The sequence below is a fragment of the Acidobacteriota bacterium genome (assembly GCA_039030395.1).
Classification (GTDB): domain Bacteria; phylum Acidobacteriota; class Thermoanaerobaculia; order Multivoradales; family JBCCEF01; genus JBCCEF01.
The window spans coordinates 1-24,915 of the sequence record JBCCEF010000024.1 but is presented as its reverse complement, the minus strand read 5'-3'; the positions used below and the strand labels follow the sequence as shown (position 1 = coordinate 24,915).

The window sequence follows — 24,915 nt, the reverse complement described above, 5'->3', positions numbered from 1 at the left end:
CGCGAGGAATGATCCTCGACTTTCATGGGAGGGAGTATGAATCACACCGATCACGACAACATCCAGACGGCGCGGCCGGATCAGGCGGAGCAGACCCGCCTGTGTACCGCCCAGGGGCTCGAATACCGGGCCTACAAGCGGCCCTACGGCTCCGGTCCGTCCAACGTGCTCAATCTCTTCGCCAGCGGCTACTACGGTGACGCGCCGTGGAAGATGTTCTTCGTCCCGGTCTACGGGCAGCCCAACCGCTATCGCCTGATGGAGGTGGTGCCGGGCATCGTCTACTTCATCGTTTCGTACTACACGGCGAGCTACTCGTCGCAGGTCGGCCTCGTTGATTTGGGCGACACGGTCATCATCGAGGACGCCCACGGTGAACACGAGGTCAAAGTCCAGCCGCTGACCTGACTCGAAGATCTTCCTTTCAGCCCCGCCGGCCGGTCTTTTGGTGGAGGCGGGGCACCCGCTCGTTGTCCCCAGCGGTACCGTCGAGGAAACCGCGCGATCCGGCGGGTCGTGATCTCTTGGGCTTCGGCCCGGTGGATCGCGATCTGGTGGATCGCTTTCTTTTGCTCGCGAGCCTCGTGGGTTGTTTCGGTGGAAGAGTCCTCAGCCGAAACCGGGTCGGGTGAGGTGGAGGAGAGGGTTTCGAGCTTTCAGCGGGCCGTCGTTTGCGCGTCGTCTAGATCGAGCCGGAATAGGGAGCCGGAATAAAGCGTCGGACGTTTCGTAGAGCTGATTGAACTGCTCTGAGAGACGATGACGCCACGAACCTTCAGTCATTCGCTTCGCCTTCTCGCGTTCGGCGCCTTGCTCGCGCTGACGGCGTCAGCCTGGGCGGCAACCGTCGAGGAGATTCCGACGCCGCGTCCCGAGGGTTGGGTTGTCGACCTTACGTCTACTCTTTCGCCGGAACAGGTGGATGAGCTCAACCGGATCGGCGATCGCTTGGCGGGCGCGCTCGGAGCCGAGCTGGCAGTGGTGGTGGTGCCGGATACTTCGGGAGTCCCCGCCCGTGCTTTCGCGGTGGAACTCTTCAACGCCTGGGAGGTTGGCGACGCCCGTGCGGATAACGGGCTCCTGGTTTTCGCGGCGCTCGATGACCGTGCCGCCGAGATCGTTCTCGGCGATGGGATCGACTCGGTCGAGCAACAGCGCGCCAGCCAAGAGGTGATGAACCGGATCATGCTTCCCCGCTTTCGCCGCGGCGAGCCGGCGCGGGCGATCGTTGACGGCGCGCGCGCGTGTGCGGAGCGAATCCTCGAACTGCCGGGTGTCGAAGCGGCGCCGCTCGGCGGCGGCACCTCTGCCGAGGCTCCTGCTGAGTTGTTCAGCGCAGTGGACGGCGGATCTTCGGTACCCAGCGGGCGGTTCGGATTCAGAGCGCTCGTGGGAGGGGTGGTCGCCGGTGCCGGTGCGCTTATCGCCTCGGCGATGTGGTATTTCGGTCGCTCGAAGCGCTGCCGAAGCTGCGGCGCCGAGTGGATGCTGTTGGACGAAGTCCGAGACGACGAGCATCTCACGGAGGCGCAGCAGGCCGAGGAATCGGTGCGCAGTGTCGACTATCGGGTCAGGTGGTGTCCCGCCTGCCGGGAGGTCGAAATCCGACGGCGCTCCAGGTGGTTCAGCGGATACCGCCGATGCCCGTCCTGCGCCGCCCGCACTTTGCGGAGCCGCAAGAAGACGCTGGAGTCCGCAACCTATTCCACCGGGGGCCTAGTACGGGTGGAAAAGGTTTGCGCTCACTGCCGACACTCCGAGAGCCGCGAGTATCGGACCCCTCGACTCTCGGACGATCGTTCTTCGAGTTCGTTCGGCGGCTCGAGTTCGTTCGGCGGTTCGGGCTTCGGCGGCGGCAGTTCCTCCGGCGGTGGCGCGAGCGGCAGGTGGTAGCCGTCACCGTCCCCCGGCCCGAGAGCCTCGAACCGCCCCGCTACGCCCGCGACAACCGCCGCAAACTCGCCCTCAGCCAATCCGAAAAGTCGCCGCCCGGGTTCTCTTGCCTCGCTTGGACAACGGCTTTTTCGGCGTGGGTTTGCTTGTAGCCGAGGTTGACCAGGGCGGAGACCAGGTCGTCACTGGCCGGGCCGGTGGGGGTGCTGGGGGTTTCTTCGATCCCCAGGTCGCGCACCTTGTCGCGCAGTTCGAGGGTCATGCGCTCGGCGGTTTTCTTGCCGACGCCGGGGATGCTCGAGAGGCGGACGATGTCGCCGGCGGCGAGGGCGGCGACGAGGTCTCCCGGCGCCATCCCCGAGAGGGCCACCCGGGCGAGCCGCGGACCGATGCCGCTGACCCCGATCAAACGCTGGAAGAGACCGCGTTCGGTTTCGGTCCAGAAGCCGAAGAGGGAGAGGTCGTCTTCCCGCACATGGGTGTGGATGTGCAGGCGGACTTCGGCACCGTCCGGCAGGCGCTCCAGCTCGTAGTAGGTGGAAACGGGGATGTGGACCTGGTAGCCCACACCCCCGACATCGAGGATCGCCGTTTCGGGCGTCTTGGAGAGGAGTTTTCCTCTCAGGTAGCCGATCACCTGGCTGGTCTTCTTCGCCGCTGGCTGCGTTGCGCCGGCTCGACGTAGGCACCACTACGCCTGCACCGGCCCGCCTTACCAGCGACGAAGAATCCTGCGCCAGGGCTGATGCCGTCCTGCCGACCAGTCACTCTGTTCTAACCGGCGGCCGGGGTGCCTTCGTTGCTCTGGGTGATCATGTCCTGCACCCGGCGGGAGTAGGACACGTCCAGCTCCAGGCGCCGCTGCTGGAGGAGGGACACCAGCAAGCGCTGGAGTTCCTGGCCCTCGACGCTGCGGCGGGTCTGTTCCTTCGCTTCGGCGAAGGCCGTCGGATCGTACTGGGTGCGCTCGGTGACCTCGAACAGCACCGCGCCCTGGGTGGTGCCGTAGGGTCCAGCGATGGCGCCCTGGTCGAGGGACATGGCGGCCTCGGAGATGCGCGGGCTGAAGCCTAGCCCCTGGATGGCTCCACCGCCGCCGAACTCACCGCTCTCTTCGATGGTCAGTTCCAGCTCCTCGGCGACCTGGTCGAAGGTCTTGGTGCCGGCGTCGATGTCCGCCTTAGCGGCGGCGATGCGGTCCATGGCGAGCTGTTGCCGGTTGGCCCGTTCGGCCGCCTGCCGCACCTTGGCCTCCACTTCGGAAAGCTGCGGCGCGCGGGGCTCCATCACCTCGAGCACCAGGGGCAGCGCGTAGCCACGGGGCACCTTGATCGGTTGGCCGAGGGTGCCGGCTTCGATCGAGAACACCTCGTTCGAGAATTCCGGTGCGCGGCCCAGGCCGGGGATGAGGTCCTCCTGGCCGAAGGGGTCCGGCTGGTTGAGGGAGATGGCGTCTTCCGTTTCGGTCAGTTCCTGGAGTTGTTCGACGGTCACTGTCGAGCCCACCTGGAGCTGTTCGGCGACTGCGTTGGCCTTTTCTTCGGTGGCTGAGACAACCCGCTCGGAGAGCAGCCGGCTGCGAATGCGTGCCTCGACCCGTTCGAATTCCTGCAGTCCGTCCGGAAGTTTGCCGGTGACCTCAAGCAGGTGGACACCGAAGGGGGTTTCGATCGGGCCGATCAGCTCGCCCACCGGCGCTTCGAACGCCGCCTTCTCGAACTCCGGGGTCATCCGGCCGCGGCCGAAGAAGCCGAGGTGGCCGCCGCGCCCGGCGCTGCCTGGGTCGTCGCTGACGTCGCCGGCCACCTGCGCGAAGCCCTCGCCAGCTTCGATGCGGGCGCGGGCCTCGGCCAGCTTGGCCTTGGCGCCTTCGAGGTCCAGCTCGTCGGTGGTGCGCACCAGGATGTGGCGCGCCTGCACCTGCTCTTCCTGAGTGAACTCGTCCGGGTTGGCGTCGTAGTACTCGCGCACCTCCGCGTCGTCCACCACGACTTCGTTGCGCACGCGGCCGTTGTCGACCAGCAGGAAGGCGATCTTGCGACGCTCCGGCAGGTGGAAGTCCTCGGGGTTTTCTTCGAGGTACACCTTAAGTTCTTCGCGCGTCGCCTTGGCCTCGTCCTGCAGTGAGGCGGCCGGAAGCTGAACGAAGCGGATGGCGGCGCGCTCGATCTGCTCGCGATAGGACCGCTCGACCTGCTCGTCGGGGATGTAGAGGCTGGCCGTCAGCACGTCGGTGAGGCGGTCGAGCTTCAAGCCCTCGCGGATGTCCTTCTCGAAGGCATCGGCCGGCTGTCGCCGCCGTTCGAGGAATTTCCGGTACTCCTCCTTGCCGACGAAGTTGCCCTGATCGTCTTGCAGCCAGGGCATCTCGTAGATGGCGTCGCGCACTTCTTCGTCGCTCACGTGGATGCCCAGCGCTTCGGCTTCGAGCAGCATGATCTTGCGATCCACCACCTGCTGGAGGGCCTGCTGGGGAAGCTGCAACTGGGTCGCCAGCTCGGCGGTGAACTGCTCGCCGTAGGCCTGGCGGAAGCGCTGCTCCAGGCTGCGGTGGGCGTAGCGGAACTCGTCGAAACTGACTTCCTCGTTGCCGACCCGGGCGGCCCAATTGGCGTTGCCGCCAATGGCGCGTCCGGCGGATCCGTAGTCTACGAAGACGAAGAGGATGAAGACTGCGACGACAATCCACAGTACCCAGCTTAGATATTTGAGGTTGTCGCGGAAGACCTTGAGCATTGGAGAACTCCTTTCACGGGGGCGAAGACTCTACCAGCGGCCTCGCTAGGCGGCAAGCGAACCAAAGCGAATCATCGATATATAGTGACGAATTGCCGATCCGGCGCGCGCGACGACTGGGAAAAAAAGTGATCGGGGCGCGACGGACCGACAACGGGCACCGATGAACGAGAACCGCAAAACCCACCCCTCGCTGCAGATGCAGCGCAAATGGTACACCCTGTCGGTGGACACGCTGCGCGGCTGGGCGATGTTCTTCCTGCTGATCGCGCTGGTGGCCGGCGCCCTCCTCGGCTACCGCGCTTGGGAGCGCTATGCGCTGCGCTGGGAGGCGCGGGATCTGATCTCCCAGGCGCGGGAACTGGCCGAGCGGGTGCGGCGGGACGACTCCACGCTGCGCTATCGCAGCGAGTACGAAACGGGACTGCAATACCTCTCCGAGGCGCGACAGGCGGAGGAGCGTGAGGACTTCCGGCGCGCCGTCACCCAGGGCACCTTGAGCCGCAATGTGCTGCTGGCGATTCTCGACACCCTCGACCGGGCCGGGCGCAAAGGGGAGGCGAGCTTCATCGCGGTGCAGGGCAATGTCGAATTTCGCCGCGGAGAGACCGGCGGCTGGCAGGGGGCGCGCTCGCGCACCCAGCTACGCCCGGGCGACTTCGTGCGCACCTCGGATACCGGCTCGGCCCAGATCCTGTTCAACGACGGCACGCTCTACACGGTGCGCAAGAACACCTCGTTCATCGTCTCGGACACTTCCCGCTCGGGTGGCGGCGAGCGCACCCTGACCATGCAGTACGGTTGGGTCAACCTGGACACGGCGGAGCTTCCGGCGGTGGTGGAAATGCCCTCCGCGTCGGCGCGGGTACGCCAGGCCTCGGAGGCCTATGTGGGCTACGAGGCGGATCTGCGCCGGGCGAGTTTCAGCGCCTTCGAGGGTTCGGTGGAGGTAGCCTCCGAGGATGGCGAAACCCGCCAGCTCGGCGAGTTGCAGCGGGTGCAGCAGGTGGATCAGAACCTCGGTCGGGTGAGGTCGCTACCGGCGCGGGTGGAGATCCTCGAACCGGCGCACGATCTGCAACTCGATGCGGACCGCGCCCGCGAGATGTCCCTCGCCTGGCGGCCGGTGGCCGGGGCCAGCCGCTACGCCCTGCAGGTGTCGCGCAATCCGCTGTTCGTCGATAACGTGATCGACGTCGAGGACCGGCGGCGTTCCGGCGCCCGGATCGGGATTCGCGGGCCAGGAAGTTTTTTGTGGCGGGTGGCGGCGGTGTCGGCGGAGGAAGGTTTGGGGCCCTGGAGTGAGCCGCGGCGATTTCAGATCGCCTCGTTGGCCCTCGACGAGGAGGAAGACGACGAAATTCCTCCACCTTTGGAGCTGGAAGAGGCCAGCGCCTACGGTAGTATTGTGCTGGTGACGGGACGCACCGAGCCCGGAGCGCTGGTCGAGGTCGATGGAGAACCGATCCTGGTCGCCGCCGACGGCTCCTTCACCAAGACCATTCAACTCGCCAATGAAGGTTGGAGCTTTATTCAGGTCCGGGCGCGCGACGCCTGGGGCAACGAAACCGCCAAACGCAAACAGGTCTTCATCGACCCTGTCTGAAGGGTTCCGCACCGGCCGTCCATCGCGGCCGTTTCGCTCCGCTCGCGCCGGACGGTCATAAGGGAAACATCTCATGTCGCTCGCCTCTTTTCTGCGCTACTTCTCGAAGGATCTCGCCATCGATCTGGGCACCGCCAACACCCTGGTGTTCGCCCGCAATCAGGGCATCGTCGTGCGCGAGCCTTCGGTGGTCGTGATCAACAAGCTCACCAACCGCATCGAGGCGGTAGGCGCCGAGGCGAAGCAGATGCTGGGCCGCACGCCCGGTAATATCGAGTCCATTCGCCCGATGAAGGACGGCGTGATCGCCGATTTCGAGGTCACCGAGCGAATGCTCGAGTACTTCATCAAGAAGGCCCACGGCCGCAAGATGTACGTCCATCCGCGGATCGTCATCGGTGTGCCGTCGGAGATCACCCAGGTGGAGAAGCGGGCGGTCAAGGACTCGGCGATGCGCGCCGGCGCTTCGGAGGTGTTCCTGGTGGAGCAGGCGATGATGGCGGCGATCGGCGCCGGCCTGCCGATCACCGAGCCCTCCGGCAACATGATCGTCGACATCGGTGGCGGCACCACCGACGTGGCGGTGATCTCGCTGGCCGGCACCGTCTACAGCCGCTCGGTGCGCATCGCCGGCAACGAGATGGACGAGGCGGTGATCCAGCACCTCAAACGCAAGTACAACCTGCTGATCGGCGAACGCACGGCGGAGCAGATCAAGTGGGAGTTGGGTTCCGCCTATCCTCTGAAAGACGAGATCCGCCTGGATATCAAGGGCCGCGATCTAGTGGAGGGGGTGCCCAAGACTTTGTCGATCAGCGACGAGGAGATCCGCGAAGCCTTGGCGGAGCCGGTGGCCACCATCGTCGACGCCGTGCGCATGGCCCTCGAACGCACCCCGCCGGAACTCTCCGCCGACATCATGGACAAGGGCATCGTGCTGTCCGGCGGCGGTGCGCTGCTGCGCAATCTCGATCAGCGGCTGCGCGAGGAGACCGGCCTGCCGGTGGTGTTGGCGGAGGATCCTCTCGCTTCGGTGGTGCTCGGCACCGGCCGCTTGCTGTCGGACTTCGACCTCCTGCGCAAGGTCTCGATTCGGTGACCCGCGCGGTCCCTCGGACGCTCCTCCGTTCTTCCGACAGGGCCTGAGCCCGCGCCGTGGACGAGCGTCGCACCGCCTGGCTGCTGGCCTTCATCCTGGGGGGGCAGCTCCTGATGATGGCGATCCAGGCGCCCACCTCCGGCCGCGGCGACAATTTCTTCGAAGGCCTGGTGCTTCAGATCGTCGCGCCGGTGCCGCGGGCGGTGTCGGCGGTGAGCGCCCGGGCAGCGCGCTTCATAGAAGCACTGCGCCGCCAATCGGAGATCATCTCCCGCAATCGCGAGCTACGCCGGCGCATCGAGGAACTGGAGATCGAGCGCATGACCCTGCGTGCCGCCGAGCGGCGTATCCAGCGGCTGGAGGAAGCGGGCACCTACACGCCGCCGCCGGACTTCGATCTGTCCGCCGCGGACGTGGTGTTTCTGGACACCTTCTCCGGCCTCAACAGCCTGCTCATCTACATCGGCCAGGCGTCGGTGGTGGTCAATCAGCCGGTGCTGACCCGCGACGGCCTGCTCGGCCGGGTGGTGCAGGTGGCCGGCCCCTACGCCAAAGTCCAGATGATCGACGACCAGACGGCGGCGGTCGGCGCGGTGGTTGAACGCACCCGCCGCCAGGGCGTGGTGCGGAGCGGCGCCGACAGTCTGGAACTCGATTTCGTGCCCCTCCAGGCAGACGTGTTGGCCGGCGACCGGGTGCTGACCTCCGGCTTCGACGGGGTGTATCCGCGGGGGATCCCCATCGGCGTGGTTTCCGAGGTGGCGAAGGGAGACGATCTCTTCTACCGCATCGCCGTGGAGTGGGCGGTGGACACGGACCGTTTGGACCACGTCTACCTGCTGGGGCCCAAACGGCTGCCGACAGTCCTGATGGACGACTCCGGGTCGGAAACCCAGGACGCTCTGGCGGTGCCCGCGCCATGACCGCCAGCCGCTACTTCGTCGGCCTGGCGCTGGCGGTGTTGGCCCACGCGGTGGCCGCCCGCTGGGCGCCGGGGTTGATCTCCTACCTGGACTTTTTTGTCGTGCTGACGGTGCTCACCGCCTTGAGCGGTGACCCCCTGCAAGGCCTGCTGGGCGGATTCCTGGTCGGCAACGTACAAGATTCGATGACCGTGGGTCTCTTCGGCCTCTATGGGTTCGCCAACACGCTCGTCGGCTATGTCACCGCCAAGATCGTGCAGCGCATCGTCATCGAGCGGGCGATGGGGGTGTTCCCGATGGTCGCCGGGGCGGTGCTGGCGCAGCAGCTCATCGTGCTCGCCCTGACCTCGATCCTGCTGCCGTCGCCGCCTTTGCCGAACCCCATCCACCTGGTGCTGCGGGCCGTCGCTTGCGGGGTCTTGGGCTCCGTGCTCTTCGCCCTTGGCGGTTGGTGGCGGGGCCGTTCCGCGCGCCGTCGGCGCAGCCGTATGGACCGAGTTCACCTGGGGTAAGGCGATGGAGAAGGATCGATGAAAGCGGTTCGCGAATATCGCGACATTCTGCTCACTCGGGTGCGGTTGTTGACCGCCCTGGTGGTGACGCTGATGGTGCTGATCGGCATCAGCTACTGGTACCACCAGCTCGTCCGCGGCGGCCACTACGCCGATCTGGCGGAGAACAACCGCCTGCGCAAGACCTCTCTGCGGGCACCGCGCGGGCTGATCTTCGACCGCAATGACCGGGTGCTGGTGGAGAACGTGCCGAGCTACGATCTGCTCCTCGACCGCAGCCGCGCGGACGATCCGGCGGCGAGCCTGGCCTATGCCGCAGCGACCCTCGGCCGGCCCCTCGAGCGGCTGCAGGCGGAACTCGCCAAGGGTCGCGACCGGCCGGATTTCGTACCGGTGACCATCGCCCAGAATCTCACCCTTGCCCAGGTCGCCCAGATCAGCGTCACCGGCCGCGAGCATCCGGAGTTGGAAATCCGGGCGCAGCCCTTGCGGCTCTACCGCCACGGCCCACAGACGGCGCACGCTCTGGGCTACATCGGCCAGGTCTCGCCGCGCGATCTGGCCGTGGATCCGAGCTATCGCCCCGGCGAGCGCAAGGGCAAGGAGGGGATTGAGCAAACCTACGACCGCCAACTGCGCGGCGGTGCCGGCGAGCAGGTGGTGGTGGTGGACAGCCGCGGCAAGACCCTCCAGGAGCAAAACCGCGTGCCGGCGGATCCCGGGAGCAACCTTCAGCTCACCTTGGACCTCGGTCTACAGCAAGCGGCCGAGGAGTTGATGCGAGAGCGCACCGGCGCGGTGGTGGCCCTCGATCCGCGCAGCGGCGCGATTCTGGCAATGGTGTCGTCGCCGTCCTTCGATCCGAATCTCTTCGCCCGCGGCCTGGAGCCGGAACAGTGGCAGGAATTGCTCGACCATCCGGACGATCCGCTGCAAAACCGGGTGATCCGCAACGCCCACTCACCCGGTTCGGTGTTCAAGATCGTAATGGCCGCGGCGGGCCTTGCCGAAGCGGTGATCAACGAGCAGGAGCGGGTGTACTGCCGGGGATCGGCCACCATCTACAACCACCGCTTCCGCTGCGACAAGCTGAGCGGCCACGGCTGGATCAATTTGCGCCAGGCCCTGGAGCGGTCCTGCAACGTGTACTTCTACCACCTCGGCCAAACTTTGGGCATCGAGACCATTGCCCGCTACGCTCGGGCCTTCGGCTTGGGGAAAGCCACCGGCGTCGATCTGGCCGGCGAGAATTCCGGACTGGTGCCGGATGCGGCCTGGAGCGAGCGGGTGCGGGACACGCCGTGGTTTGCCGGTGAGACGATCTCCGTCGCCATCGGCCAGGGGCCACTGCTGGTCACGCCGATCCAGGTTGCCCGTATGACCGCCGCGGTGGCGAACGGCGGCACCCTGGTGCGGCCGCATCTGGTCCAGGGTCAGGCCGCACAGTCCCCGCCGCCGCGTTTGCCGGTGCCCCCCGACCTGCTCCGGCCGGTGCGCGAGGGCCTGTCGGCGGTGGTCAATGAGGTGACCGGCACCGCCCACCGGGTGGCCTACCTCGAAGGCCTGGAGATCGCCGGCAAGACCGGTACCGTGCAGGTGGTGGCGCGGGCGCGGGTCGAGGGGGAGTTGACCGGCAACTTCCGCAACCACGGCTGGTTTACTTCTTTCGCACCGGCGGACGACCCGCAGTTGGTGGTGGTGGTGTTCGCGGAGCACGGCGAGAGCGGCTCCGGCGGTGCCGCTCCCATCGCCCGAGCCCTCTATGAAGAGTACTTCCAGAGCGAAACCGATCCAGCGCCCGCGATCTGAGGACCGTGGCTCCTTTGCCGGGCCGTCGCGTTTCGACGCCGGTCTCTTGGTGGCGACCCTCGCCCTGGCGGTGATCGGCCTGGCGACGGTGCACAGCGCCAGCGCCGAACTGGCGACCGACTACCTTCCCCGGCAGGCGCTGTGGGTGGGGCTGGGGCTGTTGTTGATGGCGGTCACCCTCGCCCTCGATTACCACGACCTGGTGGACATGTCGGTGTTCTTCTACCTGGCCGGGCTGGCCCTGCTGGTGATCGTGCTGTTCTTCGGCGAGGGTCCCGGCGGCACCCGCAGTTGGCTCACCTTGGGGGGCTTCCGGGTGGGGCAGCCGGCGGAGTTCGCCAAGTTGACCACGGCGCTCTTCCTGGCGCGTTTCTTGACCTCCGTCGACGAGGAGCACCTGACCCTGAAACAGATCGCCGTGGCGGGATTGATCGTCGGGGCGCCGATGGCGTTGATCTCGCTGCAGCCGGATCTGGGGAGCGCGGCGATGTTCGTGCCGCTGGCCGCCGGCATGCTGCTGATCGCCGGCATCCGGCTGCGCTACCTGGTGGTGGCCGGGCTGATCGTTCTCGCTCTGGGCACCGCCACCTGGCACTTCAGCATGCAGGACTACCAGCGCCAGCGGGTGATCACCTTCCTGGCGCCGCAGAGCGATCCGCTGGGCGCCGGCTACCAGGTGCAGCAGTCGAAGATCGCCGTCGGCTCCGGCGAGCTGACCGGCAAGGGATACATGCAGGGCACCCAGAGCCAACTCCGCTTTCTGCCCGCCCGCCACACGGATTTCGTCTTCGCCGTGCTGGCCGAGGAGTGGGGTTTCGTCGGCGTGCTGGTCGTTCTAGGGCTGTATCTGCTCTATCTGCTCAGCGCCTTGCGGGTGGCGCTTCGCGCGCGCGACCGCGGGGGCATCTTGCTGGTGGTGGGGTTGGTCTCCCTTTCGGGTTTCCACGTGGCTTACAACACGGCCATGGTGGTGGGACTACTGCCGATCACCGGCATTCCTCTGCCTTTCCTTTCTTATGGCGGCTCGTTCACCTTGGTGAACTTCATCGCCACTGGCCTGATCCTGGGCATTGATTTGCGGCGCTATGTGAACCGCTGAGAACCACCTACTTCACGAAGCGGGAGGAGGGCACCACGCGATACCCGCGGTGCTCGAAAATGGTGTCGAGAAAGGTCTTGTGGCCGAAGCCGACGATCACCAGGATGCGCTTCGAGCCCAATCGACGAGCATCCTCTTCGATGAAGTCGACCATCCTTTCATTGCGCTGCTCATAGTTGATCACCACTTTCCGCCCGAGGTTGGCGATGGGAAGGTTCCACAGGTAGTCGTAGTACGAGGCTCGGTTCGCATCGTTGGCTTCGGTGGTCTGCATGAACCCCAGCGTCGCCGTTTCGAAATCCGCCGCCCGGTCGCCGAAGAGCTGTTTCATCTCGCGACGGAAGTTCGCTAGCCGGGGGAGCTGCTGCAAGCGCTGGTCGCCGCCGTAGCGGTCGATCCAGGCGTCGGTGTCGCTGTTGAGCAGAGAATCGAAGCGCGCCTCCTCTTCTTCCCAGGAGGGATCACTGGGCGACAGATTCAGAACCTGTTCAAGGGCGATTTCACGAGCGCGGCGCATCATCTCGGAGTAGGTCTTGCCCCAGTCCGCATCGATGCCCTGGTAGTCAAAGGGGGTGACCTCTTCCAGGCCCCATCGCTCGGCGAGGTGGAAGCCGAAGACTTCGAGTTCGTGGCCGGCGAAGTTTCCGTGGGTGAGGCGGCCCAACTCTTCGACGTCGGCACCGAAGCGACCTGCGCGCCACCACTGGTAGGCGGCGTTCGCCGGGTCGCCGGCCAGGAACGTCAGTTTGCCGAGGTGGAGGCGGGCCGCTGTTGTGTTCTTCGGTCCGGTGGAGAGCAGTTCGCGGATCGACCGCAGTTGGTCCTCCAGGGTCTCCAGGTCGATCCCCCAGAGGCGGGCCAGGGTTTCGGGGTCACCGAGAGGCCTGTAGTTGTGAGTCGTAGCGGGGTCGATCGAGGGATGAAGCCACTCCACCACCACCTGATCGGCCTCGAATTCGGCCAGCGCTTCGCGGGCATCGTCGATCGCCTTCGACGGCAACTCGAGGCCTCCCTGCAATAGATGGTTCACGCCCAACACCGTCACTTCGATTTCCGCTGGATCGAAAGGCGCTGCGGGCAGAGCGGAGGCGATCAATAGGCCGAGGAGCAAAATGTAGGAGCGAACCGTGGGCATCTGAATCTCCGGATGCGGCAGTGAGGAGCCGATACAACGTACGTAGCGGCACTCAGTATGACTTGGAGGCGGGCAAGCCAGGCAGCCTGCACCAGGTGTCGAGTCTGGTCCAGTTTTGTTCGAATGAAAACCAAGGTCTGGGGTTGAGGGACCCGGCGGATACAATCCTCGTTGGTAGGCGGACAACGAGCGGGCCGCCGGACTCCCAAAGGGAAGAAAGGAAGCGGTTTGGTCCACAAAATGCTCGTCGAGAGCGATCCTCACCAAACGCGGATCGCGGTGCTCGAGGACGATCGCCTGACGGAAATCTTCGTTGAGCGCAAGCGTCACCTCGGGCTGGTGGGGAATGTCTACAAGGGGCGCGTCACCCGAGTGCTGCCGGGAATGCAGGCGGCCTTCGTGGACATGGGGCTGGAGCGCGACGCCTTTCTCTATGTCAGCGATGTGGTGGACAACGTCGAGGCGGTGGAGGATCTCGACCTGGCGCGGCAGGCCGTATCGGATCTCTCGTCGACGGAGCAGGCGTCGATCGACGAGTTGCTGCGGGCCGGCCAGGAGATCATCGTGCAGGTGGTAAAGGATCCGCTCCCCAACAAGGGCGCGCGGGTGAGCACCCACGTCACCCTGCCCGGCCGCTACCTGGTGCTCTTGCCGACGGTGCGGCATTTCGGCGTTTCCCGCCGGATCGAGGGCGAGGACGAGCGTACCCGCTTGCTGGAACTGCTGGAGGGCTTGCCGCCGGCGAGCGGCGGCCTGATCGTGCGCACCGTCGGGGAAGGCAAGGGTGGAGAGGAGTTCGAGGCCGACATCGAGTACCTGAACGGCCTGTGGAGCCGGGTGCGTGAGCGGGCGACGAAGGTCTCGGCGCCCACTCTGCTACACCGCGATCACGACCTCGCCCTGCGGGTGGTGCGCGACGTGGTGAGCCGGGACTTCAGCGTGTTGTGGGTGGACGGCGAGGAGACCTACGAGCGCATCGTCGAGTTCTTGGACGAGGTGCAGCCCGCCCTGGTTAGCAGGGTCAAACTCTATCGGCAGGACGAGTCGCTGTTTGACCGCTTCGACATCGAAAGCCAGATCGAGGCGGCCTTGAAGAGCAAGGTGTGGTTGAAGAGCGGCGGCTACATCGTGATCAATCCCACCGAGGCGCTGGTGGCGATCGACGTCAACACCGGCCGTTTTGTCGGCCAGCGCAATCTGGAAGACACGGTTCTCAAGACCAACCTCGAAGCGGTCAAGGAGATCGTGCGGCAGATCCGGTTGCGCGACCTCGGCGGCATTCTGGTGATCGACCTGATCGACATGATCGAACAGGAGCACCGCGACCAGGTGTTCGCCCTGCTCGAAGAGGAACTGCACAAGGACCGCGCCAAGACCAAGGTGCTGTCGATCTCCGAGTTCGGGTTGGTGGAGATCACCCGCAAGCGCAGCCGTTCCAATCTCGAGCGCCTGCTGACCCAGCCCTGCCCGCACTGCTCCGGCTCCGGCCGCATCCAGTCCCTGGCGACCATCTGCTTGAAGATCCGCGGCGAAATACTGCGAACCATCGGCGCCGGCACCGGTTCGGAGCTGCTGTTGCGGGTGCATCCGGAGGTCGCGGGAGCGCTGCAGGGGGAGGAGCGGGCGATCCTGTCCGAGATCGAGCGCACCGTCGGCGGCCAGATCCTGCTGCAGAGCGATCCGGAACTGCATCAGGAAAACTTCAACCTGACGGAGGTCTAGCCTGCCTTTCTCACCAGCAACCTACTGCGAGGCCATATGCCACTGAATCTGCTGCGTTATCCGCGGAACCTGCTCTTCAACGTACTGCGAGTACGCCTTCATCGCAGAACCCGCGGATGCCTTGCAGCTTCAACGACCTACGGCCTCTCGCTACGGTCGCTGGCGCGAAAGGCAGGCTAGGTGGCCGTGTCCGAGCCGGAGGTTGCCGTGGAGAAGGACACCGGCCAGCCCTCGACGTTGGAGGCGGTGGAGCCCTTCGCCGTCGAGGTCTCCGAAGGCAACGCCTTTCGCGGGGAGATCCTGCCCTCCTGGCGGCCGGTGGACGACGGGGAACTGGCCCGCGCCCTCGGTGAGTTGATCGATCCGGCCGGCTCGGAGACCGTGCACTGGGGCCGCAACTACCTGTACCGGACGCTCTTCCCGAGCCCGGCTGTGACCGGAGGCGGCGAGGCGGTAGAAGTGGTCGTCAAGCAGTTCCGCAACGAGAGCCGGCGCCAGCGCGCCGAGCGGCGTTGGAAGGGCAGCAAGGCGGAGCGTAGCTGGCGGGCCGCCTGGGCCTTTCTCGAAGCGGGGGTGGCCACCCCGCAACCGGTTCTGCTGGCCGAGTCCGAGCGTCCGGACGGGCCGTCCTACTTCGTTTGCCGGCATCTGGCCGACACCGTCGAAGCGCGATACTTCTTCCGGGCTCTAAATGAGGGCACGGCGGCGGAAGGGTTCCCCTCCATCGATCCACAGCGCCTTTTGGCGGCCCTCGGCCGGACCCTGCGGCGGATGCACGATGCCGGCATCCGCCACCGGGACATGTCGAGCGGCAACGTGCTGATCGAAGAGAGGGACAATAAGAACCCCAGCGGCGAGGACCCGACCCTCTGGATCATCGATCTCAACCGCGCCCGCGTCGGAAAGCCGCCGGGCAAGGCGCAGAGGTCGCGCGATCTTTGCCGCCTGATGATCTTCCGGCCGCAGGATCAAGAGACCTTTCTCACCGGCTACTGGGGCCGCGAGCCTTCCGCCGCCGAACGCCGGCTCTACCTCACCTACCAGCGCGCCTTCCTGGCCAAGAATCGCACCAAGAATGCAGTGCGCCAGCGCACCCGAGGGATCGTCCAGTGGCTGCGCGATTTGGTGCTGCCGCGCAGCGCCCACGCCCACATTCCGGCTGCCGATCCGGCCGCTGAGACGCGCGAGAAGGTGGTTTGGGATCACCTCTCGGACCAGCCCCACCAGCACGCCGGCAAACTCGAAAAGCTCGGCGCGCGGCTGGGCGATTTTCCTCAACACGCGGCCGAGGCGCGCACCGCGGCGACGGTCCTGCCGGCGGCCCGCAAGCGCTACCGTGAGTTGGTCCGCGAGCTTTACCACCAGCCGGTGGAGTGGCCCGGCGCCGGCGTCTGCCTGCGACCCTGGCCGGCGGCGCCGGAAGCCCTGCTGGCGGCGGTACGGGATCTCGCAGTCCGCCGGGTGCTCCTTCGCCTCCATCCCTGGCAGGAAGACCACTCCGAGGAGCTGGCCCTGGCCCGCGCCCTCGCCGAGGAGGGCTACGACCTGACCTTCTCGCTACCGCAGAACCGCGAACTGGTGCGCGATCCGGAGCGCTGGCGCAACGCCATCGAAAGGATCGCCGAGCAGTTCGGTCCCTACGGTCGCTCCTTCCAGATCGGCCAGGCGATCAACCGCAGCAAGTGGGGGGTGTGGAACCTGCGCGAGTTCTACCGCCTGGCAGAGATCGCCGCCGCCATCCTGCGCCGCCGCCCGGGGGTGGAGGTGGTCGGCCCGGGAGTGATCGACTTTGAGATCCACGCCACCGCTGCCGCCCTCAATTGGCGGCACACGGACCTTGCCTTCGATGCCCTGGCGAGCCTGCTCTACGTGGACCGCCGCGGCGCGCCGGAGAATCGCCAGATAGGTTTCGACACGGCCGGCAAGGTCACCTTCCTGAAGGCCCTGGCGGAAACCGCCCGCAACTGCCGCGGCCGGTCCTGGGTGACGGAGGTCAACTGGCCGCTGTGGGAGGGGCCGCACTCGCCGGCCGGCCGCGGCGTGTCGGTCGACGAGGAAACCCAGGCCAACTTCCTCAGCCGCTACTTTCTCCTCGCCTTCGGCACCGGATGGGTGGAGCGCATCTACTGGTGGCAACTCATCGCCCGGGGCTACGGGCTGGTCTCTCCGGAGTCCGGCCGACTGCGGCGCCGGCCGAGCTTCGAGGCTCTCGCCTTCCTGGAGCGGCACTTGCGCGGGGGCCGCCTGCTAGGGCCCCTGCCGGCGGCGGATCCCGCCTGCCTGCTGCGCTACGAGAGCGGCTCTGGGACGAGCGGAATCATCGCCTGGTCGAAAGACGGCGAGAGCGAGGTGGCCTTGCCGGCGGCGGTGGTTTCGGCCATGGATCGTGGCGGAAAGCCCTTGCAACTCGGCAGAGGGAAGATCAGCCTGGGCCCGTCGCCGGTTTTTCTGGCAGTCGAAGAGTAGTCGAGCCGGCGGCGCCCATCTGCAGACCGGCCTAGGGCTCTTCGTTCAGGATGCCGCTCGACGACAAGCCGAGGGCGTCGTGGAGGGCCGACACGAACCAGGACTCCGGATCGTCAATGCGATCGAATTTGTACCAGGCGGCCGAAATCAGCTCGGTGAGGATGCGATCCGCGCGCTCCGGCGGGACTTGATGAGCCGAGAGAATCAGTTCGGCCAGGATGCCGAGTCGTTCGAGCAGCTCTTCACTGGGACCGCTCATTGCAGCAGCCTAGCATGAGCACTCCTGGGTCTTAGCGTTTATACATCTAAGCGCATCTACCCTTTACTCCCGGCGTGGCCGGCGGTGCTCCCCTTCCGCCGGCGGGAAGAATTGGAATGCGGAGCGAGTCACCGCGCGTTGGAAGTCTTCGTGATGCCGATATCGCCTACCTTCCGTGAGCACCGATCATGAATTCTCGTCCGTTTTGGTTCCGAGCCCTCAGTATTCTCGTCGTTTTTGGAGGGGTGTCCCTTTGGGTGGTGCAGGGGTTGGCTCAGGGAGTTCCCCCCAGTGCGGTGGAGGGTGTCCGCCGCACGCCCGTCGTCGAGGTGGTGGAGTCGGTCTCCCCGGCGGTGGTCAACATCTCCGCCGAGGCCATGGTGCGTCAGGTCGACCCGTTCTTCGGCCGCTACTTTTCTCGCGCCCGGCCCTCCCAGTCCCTCGGTTCCGGGCTGATCATCGAGTCGAACGGCATCGTGGTGACCAACGCCCACGTGGTGGACGGTGCTTCGCGCATCGTCGTCAATACCCTCGACGGTCGCGAGCTGGAGGCGGAGGTGCTGGGCTCCGACCGGGATTCGGATCTGGCGGTGCTCAAGGTGTCCGGCGGCGGCGATCTGCCGGCGGTCCCCCTCGGCACCAGCAACGATCTGCTGATCGGCGAAACGGTCGTCGCCATCGGCAACCCCTTTGGCCTGTCCCACACGGTGACCGCCGGCATGCTGTCGGCCGTCGGCCGGACCGTGGCGGCGGAGAGCGGCGAGGCCCTCTACACGGACTTCCTCCAGACCGACGCCTCCATCAACCCGGGCAACTCCGGCGGTCCGCTGGTCAACCTGGCCGGTTCGGTGATCGGGGTCAACACGGCAATCATCGAGCGCGCCAACGGCATCGGCTTCGCCATCCCTGCCGATCGGGTGCGCCGGGTAGTCGGCGATCTCTTGCGCTTCGGCGAGCTGCAGCCGCTGTGGACCGGCCTGCGGCTTCTCTCCATCGATCCGCTGATGGCGAAGAGCCGCGGCCTGGCGGCGGATCGCGGCGTGCTGGTGGCGAAGGTCTATCCCGGTTCCCCGGCGGCCGAGGCGGGCATCCAGCCGAATGACGTGATCGTCGCCGCCGGCCGGGTCGGCGCCGCGCCGCGGCCGGCCGACAGCCGCGAAGATCTCACCACCGCGCTCTACTCCGTGGCGGTCGGCGAACCGCTGGCCATGACCTTGAAACGCGGCGAGCGCACCGTCGAGGCTGAGCTGCGCGCCGAGCGCCCGCCGCGTGGCCTCGGCCTGCGGTTTCTCGAACGCGGCATTGGTCTGGCAGTGGACGACGGCGCTCGCCGCGGTCTGGTGATCACTCGGGTTCTGCCCAACACTCCCGCCGCCGAGCGCGGCCTGCGGCGCGGCGACCTCATCGTCGCCGCCAACGGCCAGGGCACCGGCCGCTCCGAGGAGCTGGGCCGCGAGGTGCTGCGCGGCATGGAGCGTGGCGGTTTGCTCCTCAGAGTGGTGCGTGGGCGGTATGCCTACAACCTCAGCTTTCCTCTGTAAGAATTCTCGGCGGGTAAAGATGCGCTACCGACTCTTCGAGTGCTTGACCTCGTAGGGTAGGGAGAGGTCTCCGGACAGCACCCCGTACACCTTGTAAACACCCAGCATCGGGGTGTCCGGCGACTGCGAAACCTCCATATAGGCGCTCACCGCGTCGAACCGAAAGTCAGTCCGGTTGCCCACCCGTTGCGCCGGCACGAGGATCCGCAGGGTGTTGCCCCGCAGGACCGCAGAAAAGCCCGGTGAGTCGAGGTAGAGGGGCATACCGGGATGGGTCGGCGGCAGGCGCTCGGCGATCTCTGCCGCCGGGAACTGCTGTACCGCCAGGCCGCCCGGTACCCGATTGTCGGCACCGAGGAGCACCCAGTGGGTGTGGAAGACGATGCCGTCGTCGCCGTAGTCGCGGTTGCCGTTTTCGTCCCACAGGGGCGTGTCGTCAAAGTCCGGATGAGAGGTCAGAGCCAAGGCGACGGTGCCCTCGGCGCCGGAGAAGCCGACGTCGGCAGGGGCCAGGGTAGTGGGAAAGACGAAGCCCAAAACCGGCGCGCCGTCGAGCTGTCCCCGCGCTTCGGGAACGGTGGCGCCGGCCTTGCCGCGTACTTTCTGCTCGAACACCAGCAGGTCGAGATCGGCGAGATAGCGTACCGAGGCGGCGGTGATCTCGAGATTCGGTCCGGCGGCCGGCGGTGTGCTCTTGGAGGCGATGGGCAGCGTCTGCGCACTCTCGCCACCGGCTGAGACGGGTGCTGAGGCCGCCAGCAACATCGCCAGGCTGGCGCGAAGGATGCGCGATGGGAGAGCGGCTAAACGGGTGAAGGGGATCAACATGGATGGCTCCTTTTTGTTATGAGTCCTAATTGTTGTGAGCATGCCTCGGACATTGAAAGAAGGAAGCAGTGCTCAGGCGTCGGGTTGGGACGAGTTCACCGCCAGGCTCTGCCAGGCCGCGGATTGGTCGGTCGGAGCGGCGGGTTGGTGATCGGAACAGTCGAAGCGCAGGTCACCGTCGCCAAAGGGGGCGTCCACAAAGGCGCAGTGGTGCGGGCGCCGAGGATCCCCATGGGCGTGGGGCCGAAAGTAGGTGCAGGTCGAGCACATGCGCGCCAGCGGGATCGCGCCGCGCTGCTGTAGCAGGCGGACCGACCGCTGAAGGGTGCTCATCAGCACCCGCTGCTCGGTGGGGGTGAGTTCCGCCAGCACCTCGGCCAGGAACTCGGGCCAGTCTTCGACGCGTTCGGCTTCGGCGCGACCTTCGGCGGTCAGCGAGAGGGCGAGGATTCGCCCGTCGTCGGGCCGCCTTCCCTTGTGGAGCAACCCCTTGTCGACCAACGAGCCCACCGCCTCCGAGGCGGTCGGCGGCCTCACTCCCAGGCCCTCCGCGATCTCCGCCAGGGAGGCCTCTGGATCGCGCCGCAGGTGGAGCAGAACCTGGCCTTGGGTGGGCGTGAGATCGGCCGCGTAGCCCTCCCGCCAGGCCCGATGGCGCAGGGCCGTGGCGATCTTCGCCAGCCCCACCGCCAGCCGTCGGTCGAGATGCTCACCGGGCGGATCGAAGGGCGTGGTCGTGGCTTGCCGGCCCGAGGGACTTTTCATTAGGACTACTAACTTATTTGCCGAAGCCGGTCAGGTCAAGTCGATGGCGTCGGTGCGCGTCCGCGAAACGTGGTTCTGCAGGGTGAGGATCTTTCCGATATTGCCAAACCGATCGAAGGTGTAGTCCTGATAGGCGCCGGTGCAACACCCACCCAGAGCACTGCCAGCACCGACGGTCATGGGCAGCAACCTCCCAAGAAACTGTCATGAACCCTCAGGAGAAAACCCACTGTCAAACCGTCCGGAGGGCACCTCCCATGGGGTATCCAGAAGAAAAGGGCTCCGATAAGGTCTCGAATGGATGTCCACCGGCGCGGAGGTCCATGGGGTGTCAGAGAAATTGGGAGGTTCATGGGGTATCAAACCGCGCTCTCGACGGGTCATCATCTCCACCTGGTCTACGGGAAGGCCAACGGACAACTAGTGGAGTACTGTGCGAGCATGACGAAGCCAAGTTCAAGGGACCGCAACGGCAGTTGCTAGGAGGGACAGAACATGTCGAAGAAGAGAATTTGGGCGGCACTCGTCGTCGCGCTCGCAGTGGTCGGTGCCGAAGCTCGAGCAGGACAGCCAGAACGCTTGGTGGGCGCGGGGGATTGGAGTCTTTCGGGGGCAGATTGGTCCGATGAAGGTCCGGCGGTGGCGGCTTGGATGGATGTCGATGGGAAGGTCTCGAAGGTGGAGCTGCGCCGGGACGGCGCGGTGGTGAGGGAATGGACGTTTCCTCAGGCCTTGGTTCAGGGTGTTTCGTGGATCGTTCCGGGCCGCCGGTTGCGGGTGAGCCTCAACGAGATTCCGGAGAAGCCGAAGGATGCTCACGACGTGCAGAGTGATACGAGAATCTTCGAAGTGAGCGAGGATGGTGGTCTGGAGGAGGTTTTTCGAGCGAGCGAGGTGGAGGGGGAGTGGGAGGGGGTGAATTTGATGAAGGACGGTAGGTGGTGGATCGGGTTTCGGCTCCCTCCGGAGGATGACTTCGGGATTTTTGAGGTAGGTCGCGTCGGGAAAACACAGGGCGAATGGAGTTGGAGCTTCGGAGGTCTTCGAGGGGAGTTCGATCCCCTGGGTGGCTCGAACTGGGCTCAGGTGCGCGAGGCGGCCGGGAAACTCTTCGTATGGCTGCTTTGGAACGGCAAGCTCTCGGTGGTGCAGCCAGAAGGCAAACAGGGAGCGAAGGTGACGGAGCTGAAGCTGCCCTACGACTGTGTGGAAGTACAGACGTTCCAGGTCGTCGAGGGTGGCTTCTGGGTGCTTTGCCGGCGTGAGGAGATGTTTGGTTCAGGACCGATTGTTCTGGCAGCGTGGTACCCAATGCCTGGAGGGGAGGCGACCCTTGCGCCGGAGATCGTTGACGCGTTTCTCAAGCCCTGGTTTCTCGATGATGGCCGGGTGGTGGATCTTCTGCAGCGAGATGGCTACGCGGTAGTGCATGCGCCGCGCCGGGACGAAAAGGGTGAGGCCGAGATCATCGGAAGGTTTGAGTTGCCGACAGGCCCGGCAGGCTCGAGGTGGTTGCCGAGTGGCGATGTCCTCTTGGTGTCCGAAGGGTGGAGCCAGAGGTTCAGGGTCGAACCCGTCAAGAGTCGTTTCGAGGACAGCAGCCCGTAGCGCAGCTGACGTGAGCCCCAGAAACTGGACGCGGCATAATGAGAAAACTCCCACAATCATGGAAGGGAGAAACTCGATGCGAAAGTCACGGTTTTCCGAGGAGCAGATCATCAGCATTCTTCGGCAGGCAGAGGCTGGGATCCAGGTGTCCGAATTGTTGCGCAAGCACGGCATCAGTCAGCAGACCTTCTACCGATGGCGCAAGAAATACGGCGGTCTGGAGGCGGGTGAGCTGCTTCGCCTCAGTACGGCCTGCCTGACTCGGCTTCAGTTGCCGAAATACACGCGAGCCAACGAGCGTTGGAGTCTCGATTTCATGGCGGACAGCCTGCACGATGGTCGTCGGTTTCGTGTGCTGACGGTCATCGACCAATACACCAGGGAGTGTGTTGCGCTCCACGCCGCGCCGTCGATTCCTGCGGCCCAGGTCACGAAGATCCTGGATGCAGCGATCCGCGAGCGGGAGACACCTGAATCCCTGACGGTCGACCATGGCACGGAGTTCACCAGCCGCCATTTCGATGCTTGGGCCTGGAGCCAAGGCCTGACGCTGGACTTCATCCGACCTGGCCGCCCCGTGGAGAACGCCTACATCGAGAGCTTCAACGGCAAGCTCCGGGATGAGTGCCTGAACCAGTGTTGGTTCATCGACCTAGAAGACGCGCGTCGGGCCTTGAAGGCCTGGCGACACGAGTACAATGAGAGTCGGCCTCACGCTTCGCTTCAGGGAAGGGCTCCGGCGCAATACGCTGCGCAGCTGCTCACTTGGGCGGGTCACTGAGGACGAAAGACCGAGAATTTTCTCAGAACTCATTGTCCAAACAATGGGGTCGGGTCATACGGCCAAGTCTCTCGCCTGAAGACTGGACCGAATTGCGGGGAGCACCTCAGATTTCCTCTACTTGGCAGACGGGTAGCTGATTCCAATACCCAGGTTGTTCTGTGCATTGACCACGGCCATTCCCCCATCGACCGGCGTTATATCTGCAACAAATCCACCGACAGCCTGGCCCGTTGCGTTTCCGGTTGTCAGCAGCTCACTGTACTGATAGTCGGTCCCGTACCGACCAGGCGCGCAGTCAGCCTGTTCAGTTTGATTCCGGATAGTCGCCATTCCGGGTGTGTTGGCGAGATCTTGGATCATCTCAGGAGTCGCAATACCCTGCGGAGGTGTAGCTCTCAACAGCCAGCCCAGAACAGCCAAGACGCTGTCGGCAGCACCGCTGTCAGGTCTTGAACTCTCTATGGATTCATCAGTTACTTCAGTCTCCTCACCGCAAACGATATCCCCCGTTTCTTCGGTGATGACGGAACGAGCTACTACCCCTTAACCAAACTGTCCATCGATCCGTGCAAGCTTACGCGGCTTAGGCGAGCCCGCAGGAATGCGACTGTCAGGGCAATACTAGAACGGTGCAGGCCGGAGCAGCTCCATTACGAGACCGCATAAACGTCATAGATATCGAAATCGAGAGCAACTCTCAGCTGTCCTAACCGCTCAAGAACTTCTGAGTTCAGAGCAAATCCGAAGTTACCGTCGGAACCGAAAACGCCAATAAAGACATCCGTTCGCAAGCCCATTCCCCGCAGCTGCCGCAGCGCTTCCTCCTTGGCCTCTAGAGCATCTATCAAGGCACGGAGATGATCGGCCAAGGGGGCAGTCTTGGCAGTATCCGGACACCACGACCAAAGACCTTCGGAGTACGCTGAGTAGCGCTCAGCAGTCCTTCCGATGCGAACGTCGCCGCGCTTGTGAGACATAGTTGGCTCGAGACCAAGGAGGTGTGATATTTCTCTGGGTTCAATGTCGTGTCCCATAATTCTGAAGCTGACTTTGATCTCAATAGCCATTTTTTCCTTTTTCGTATCGGATCTATCTATAAGCATATTTTGATTTGCCGAAATCACGGAGGCTCTGTGTACTTCAGAGGATTGCCCATTACCTAGCCGTAGCGGTTCCAACTCTTCGGATTCCGGGGATTTCGGTCCATAGGGTCCACACTCAATAACCGCCCCGTCATGGGTTTGCAATACCGGGCGTGCATGTAGTCGAGGTCATCCAACTGCCCCGGTCCATGCAGGTCCCGCTCATGCCCAGTAAACCGCATGCGCTCGTCGGAGGGTTGCACCCAGCCGACCTGCTCGCCAAAAGGGTTAGTAGGCGGCGCCGTCGGCTCGTCGTCCGTGATGAAGTAGTTCATTCTCTGCGCTTGTCTCCAAGTCCCTACGTTCCTTCGCAGACTCAACTTGTACCCCGACCCGTGGTGCAAGTTGTTGACGGCAATGCATGCATGTGGAAGAGTGAGGCTATCCGCTCCCATCAAGGTTACCTGAGAATGCCACATCTTCCAAAACAGGTCTCCATTCGTCTGTATCGAGGTCTGCCCGTAAAGTGGACTCAAACTCCTCGAATGACAATTGGCCTGGTTTCAGAGTGTGCTCATTCATCATTGAGAGACGCCTAGCTTCTCTTTGGACAATCTTGGAGAACGCCCACAGCGCCGCATCAAAAGGCTCGTCCTCATAGTATTGAAAATTCAGTTCACCCATCAACCTAGCAAGTGCCGGGAAGAAGACCCCTTCGCCGGTTGTCCGGTAGGCGCCGGCAAGATCTACAGTTTCGGGCCACAATTCCAAGACTCGCGCATGTAATTTTCTAGTCGTTTGTTTCTTCTGAATCATCAAAACTCCTGCTTGATCGTGCCGTCATTCCAGACAACCCTTGAGGTGCTGACCTGCTGACCATTTTGGTAGCACGAGTTCTGTAAGTCCCGAGCGTACTCGTTTGGCGGTTCGCCGTCGAGCGAGCTTTGGGGCCGTACCTGGTTGTAGTCCCGACGCCAGGCCTCGATCAGACGGCGAGCATCCGCCAAGCTCAGGAACCAGTGGGTGTTGAGGCACTCGTCTCGGAACT

At 64.7% G+C, this 24,915-nt stretch carries 24 protein-coding genes; 13 read left to right on the top strand and 11 right to left on the bottom strand.

Annotation, left to right across the window (positions count from 1 at the left end; translation table 11 throughout):
* The first annotated feature begins 36 nt into the window (after positions 1–36).
* Positions 37–408: a hypothetical protein gene (locus tag AAF481_17450; GenBank protein ID MEM7482964.1), complete on the top strand. Its 372-nt coding sequence runs from the start codon at positions 37–39 to the stop codon at positions 406–408.
* A gap of 351 nt (positions 409–759) precedes the next feature.
* The gene (locus AAF481_17445; GenBank protein MEM7482963.1) at positions 760–1,893 is read left to right on the top strand and encodes a TPM domain-containing protein; all 1,134 of its coding nucleotides are present in this window, start codon (positions 760–762) and stop codon (positions 1,891–1,893) included.
* Positions 1,894–1,933: 40 nt separating this feature from the next.
* Here AAF481_17445 and ruvA read toward each other — a convergent pair whose 3' ends face one another.
* Positions 1,934–2,530 carry a Holliday junction branch migration protein RuvA gene (gene ruvA / locus AAF481_17440; protein MEM7482962.1) on the bottom strand — a complete coding sequence of 199 codons (597 nt, stop codon included), beginning with the start codon at positions 2,528–2,530 and terminating at the stop codon, positions 1,934–1,936.
* A gap of 137 nt (positions 2,531–2,667) precedes the next feature.
* Positions 2,668–4,629 carry a SurA N-terminal domain-containing protein gene (locus AAF481_17435; GenBank protein ID MEM7482961.1) on the bottom strand — a complete coding sequence of 654 codons (1,962 nt, stop codon included), beginning with the start codon at positions 4,627–4,629 and terminating at the stop codon, positions 2,668–2,670.
* A 163-nt stretch (positions 4,630–4,792) separates the two neighbouring features.
* Between AAF481_17435 and AAF481_17430 the strand changes: the two genes are divergently transcribed.
* The 6 genes from AAF481_17430 (at position 4,793) to rodA (ending at position 11,677) form a co-directional block, all read left to right on the top strand.
* Positions 4,793–6,235: a FecR domain-containing protein gene (locus tag AAF481_17430; GenBank protein ID MEM7482960.1), complete on the top strand. Its 1,443-nt coding sequence runs from the start codon at positions 4,793–4,795 to the stop codon at positions 6,233–6,235.
* 73 nt (positions 6,236–6,308) lie between these two features.
* Positions 6,309–7,334 carry a rod shape-determining protein gene (locus tag AAF481_17425; protein MEM7482959.1) on the top strand — a complete coding sequence of 342 codons (1,026 nt, stop codon included), beginning with the start codon at positions 6,309–6,311 and terminating at the stop codon, positions 7,332–7,334.
* A gap of 56 nt (positions 7,335–7,390) precedes the next feature.
* A complete protein-coding gene (mreC, locus tag AAF481_17420) occupies positions 7,391–8,257 on the top strand; it encodes a rod shape-determining protein MreC (protein ID MEM7482958.1) in 867 nt (288 codons plus the stop codon).
* Positions 8,254–8,769 carry a rod shape-determining protein MreD gene (gene mreD / locus AAF481_17415; GenBank protein ID MEM7482957.1) on the top strand — a complete coding sequence of 172 codons (516 nt, stop codon included), beginning with the start codon at positions 8,254–8,256 and terminating at the stop codon, positions 8,767–8,769. Before mreC ends, mreD begins: the two co-directional genes overlap by 4 nt.
* A gap of 18 nt (positions 8,770–8,787) precedes the next feature.
* Entirely contained in the window at positions 8,788–10,578 is a 1,791-nt protein-coding gene (mrdA, locus tag AAF481_17410) for a penicillin-binding protein 2 (protein ID MEM7482956.1), read from the top strand.
* Positions 10,532–11,677: a rod shape-determining protein RodA gene (gene rodA, locus AAF481_17405; protein MEM7482955.1), complete on the top strand. Its 1,146-nt coding sequence runs from the start codon at positions 10,532–10,534 to the stop codon at positions 11,675–11,677. Before mrdA ends, rodA begins: the two co-directional genes overlap by 47 nt.
* A gap of 7 nt (positions 11,678–11,684) precedes the next feature.
* On the opposite strand, the gene AAF481_17400 is transcribed toward rodA, so the two are convergent.
* On the bottom strand, positions 11,685–12,812 hold the full coding sequence (locus AAF481_17400) for a DUF5694 domain-containing protein (GenBank protein ID MEM7482954.1): 1,128 nt from the start codon (positions 12,810–12,812) through the stop codon (positions 11,685–11,687).
* A 228-nt stretch (positions 12,813–13,040) separates the two neighbouring features.
* On the opposite strand from AAF481_17400, the gene AAF481_17395 reads away from it, so the two are divergent.
* Both AAF481_17395 and AAF481_17390 read left to right on the top strand, forming a co-directional pair.
* Complete coding sequence (locus AAF481_17395) at positions 13,041–14,534, top strand: Rne/Rng family ribonuclease (protein MEM7482953.1); 1,494 nt, start codon at positions 13,041–13,043, stop codon at positions 14,532–14,534.
* Positions 14,535–14,720: 186 nt separating this feature from the next.
* Positions 14,721–17,000 (top strand): lipopolysaccharide kinase InaA family protein, encoded by a 2,280-nt coding sequence (locus tag AAF481_17390; GenBank protein MEM7482952.1) that lies wholly within the window; start codon positions 14,721–14,723, stop codon positions 16,998–17,000.
* Positions 17,001–17,031: 31 nt separating this feature from the next.
* On the opposite strand, the gene AAF481_17385 is transcribed toward AAF481_17390, so the two are convergent.
* Positions 17,032–17,259, bottom strand: a complete 228-nt coding sequence (locus AAF481_17385; protein MEM7482951.1) for a hypothetical protein — start codon at positions 17,257–17,259, stop codon at positions 17,032–17,034.
* Positions 17,260–17,447: 188 nt separating this feature from the next.
* Between AAF481_17385 and AAF481_17380 the strand changes: the two genes are divergently transcribed.
* On the top strand, positions 17,448–18,800 hold the full coding sequence (locus tag AAF481_17380; GenBank protein ID MEM7482950.1) for a trypsin-like peptidase domain-containing protein: 1,353 nt from the start codon (positions 17,448–17,450) through the stop codon (positions 18,798–18,800).
* Between the two features lie 24 nt (positions 18,801–18,824).
* Here AAF481_17380 and AAF481_17375 read toward each other — a convergent pair whose 3' ends face one another.
* From AAF481_17375 to AAF481_17365, 3 genes are all read right to left on the bottom strand, one after another.
* The gene (locus tag AAF481_17375; protein MEM7482949.1) at positions 18,825–19,628 is read right to left on the bottom strand and encodes a hypothetical protein; all 804 of its coding nucleotides are present in this window, start codon (positions 19,626–19,628) and stop codon (positions 18,825–18,827) included.
* Positions 19,629–19,700: 72 nt separating this feature from the next.
* Complete coding sequence (locus AAF481_17370; protein ID MEM7482948.1) at positions 19,701–20,393, bottom strand: MarR family winged helix-turn-helix transcriptional regulator; 693 nt, start codon at positions 20,391–20,393, stop codon at positions 19,701–19,703.
* 30 nt (positions 20,394–20,423) lie between these two features.
* On the bottom strand, positions 20,424–20,573 hold the full coding sequence (locus AAF481_17365) for a hypothetical protein (GenBank protein ID MEM7482947.1): 150 nt from the start codon (positions 20,571–20,573) through the stop codon (positions 20,424–20,426).
* Between the two features lie 597 nt (positions 20,574–21,170).
* Between AAF481_17365 and AAF481_17360 the strand changes: the two genes are divergently transcribed.
* Together AAF481_17360 and AAF481_17355 are read left to right on the top strand one after the other, a co-directional pair.
* Entirely contained in the window at positions 21,171–22,001 is an 831-nt protein-coding gene (locus tag AAF481_17360) for a hypothetical protein (GenBank protein MEM7482946.1), read from the top strand.
* A 76-nt stretch (positions 22,002–22,077) separates the two neighbouring features.
* Positions 22,078–22,782, top strand: a complete 705-nt coding sequence (locus AAF481_17355; protein ID MEM7482945.1) for an IS3 family transposase — start codon at positions 22,078–22,080, stop codon at positions 22,780–22,782.
* A gap of 653 nt (positions 22,783–23,435) precedes the next feature.
* On the opposite strand, the gene AAF481_17350 is transcribed toward AAF481_17355, so the two are convergent.
* The 4 genes from AAF481_17350 to AAF481_17335 form a co-directional block, all read right to left on the bottom strand.
* A complete protein-coding gene (locus tag AAF481_17350) occupies positions 23,436–23,852 on the bottom strand; it encodes a DUF4279 domain-containing protein (GenBank protein MEM7482944.1) in 417 nt (138 codons plus the stop codon).
* Positions 23,853–23,944: 92 nt separating this feature from the next.
* Positions 23,945–24,202 carry a hypothetical protein gene (locus tag AAF481_17345; GenBank protein ID MEM7482943.1) on the bottom strand — a complete coding sequence of 86 codons (258 nt, stop codon included), beginning with the start codon at positions 24,200–24,202 and terminating at the stop codon, positions 23,945–23,947.
* Positions 24,203–24,308: 106 nt separating this feature from the next.
* Positions 24,309–24,683 carry a hypothetical protein gene (locus tag AAF481_17340; GenBank protein MEM7482942.1) on the bottom strand — a complete coding sequence of 125 codons (375 nt, stop codon included), beginning with the start codon at positions 24,681–24,683 and terminating at the stop codon, positions 24,309–24,311.
* Positions 24,683–24,915 (bottom strand): transposase (locus tag AAF481_17335; protein MEM7482941.1); only part of this gene is annotated, 233 nt, incomplete at its 5' end. The genes AAF481_17335 and AAF481_17340, both read right to left, overlap by 1 nt.

Excerpts from the sequence above, each read along its gene's own strand:
- mrdA (MEM7482956.1), top strand. The coding sequence starts at position 8,788 with ATGAAAGCGGTTCGCGAATATCGCGACATTCTGCTCACTCGGGTGCGG.
- AAF481_17380 (MEM7482950.1), top strand. The coding sequence starts at position 17,448 with ATGAATTCTCGTCCGTTTTGGTTCCGAGCCCTCAGTATTCTCGTCGTT.
- AAF481_17400 (MEM7482954.1), bottom strand. The coding sequence starts at position 12,812 with ATGCCCACGGTTCGCTCCTACATTTTGCTCCTCGGCCTATTGATCGCC.
- AAF481_17385 (MEM7482951.1), bottom strand. The coding sequence starts at position 17,259 with ATGAGCGGTCCCAGTGAAGAGCTGCTCGAACGACTCGGCATCCTGGCC.
- AAF481_17365 (MEM7482947.1), bottom strand. The coding sequence starts at position 20,573 with ATGACCGTCGGTGCTGGCAGTGCTCTGGGTGGGTGTTGCACCGGCGCC.
- AAF481_17375 (MEM7482949.1), bottom strand. The coding sequence starts at position 19,628 with ATGTTGATCCCCTTCACCCGTTTAGCCGCTCTCCCATCGCGCATCCTT.
- AAF481_17355 (MEM7482945.1), top strand. The coding sequence starts at position 22,078 with ATGCGAAAGTCACGGTTTTCCGAGGAGCAGATCATCAGCATTCTTCGG.
- AAF481_17450 (MEM7482964.1), top strand. The coding sequence starts at position 37 with ATGAATCACACCGATCACGACAACATCCAGACGGCGCGGCCGGATCAG.
- AAF481_17350 (MEM7482944.1), bottom strand. The coding sequence starts at position 23,852 with ATGGCTATTGAGATCAAAGTCAGCTTCAGAATTATGGGACACGACATT.
- AAF481_17425 (MEM7482959.1), top strand. The coding sequence starts at position 6,309 with ATGTCGCTCGCCTCTTTTCTGCGCTACTTCTCGAAGGATCTCGCCATC.
- AAF481_17345 (MEM7482943.1), bottom strand. The coding sequence starts at position 24,202 with ATGAACTACTTCATCACGGACGACGAGCCGACGGCGCCGCCTACTAAC.
- mreD (MEM7482957.1), top strand. The coding sequence starts at position 8,254 with ATGACCGCCAGCCGCTACTTCGTCGGCCTGGCGCTGGCGGTGTTGGCC.
- AAF481_17435 (MEM7482961.1), bottom strand. The coding sequence starts at position 4,629 with ATGCTCAAGGTCTTCCGCGACAACCTCAAATATCTAAGCTGGGTACTG.
- AAF481_17445 (MEM7482963.1), top strand. The coding sequence starts at position 760 with ATGACGCCACGAACCTTCAGTCATTCGCTTCGCCTTCTCGCGTTCGGC.
- AAF481_17340 (MEM7482942.1), bottom strand. The coding sequence starts at position 24,683 with ATGATTCAGAAGAAACAAACGACTAGAAAATTACATGCGCGAGTCTTG.
- AAF481_17370 (MEM7482948.1), bottom strand. The coding sequence starts at position 20,393 with ATGAAAAGTCCCTCGGGCCGGCAAGCCACGACCACGCCCTTCGATCCG.
- rodA (MEM7482955.1), top strand. The coding sequence starts at position 10,532 with ATGAAGAGTACTTCCAGAGCGAAACCGATCCAGCGCCCGCGATCTGAG.
- AAF481_17430 (MEM7482960.1), top strand. The coding sequence starts at position 4,793 with ATGAACGAGAACCGCAAAACCCACCCCTCGCTGCAGATGCAGCGCAAA.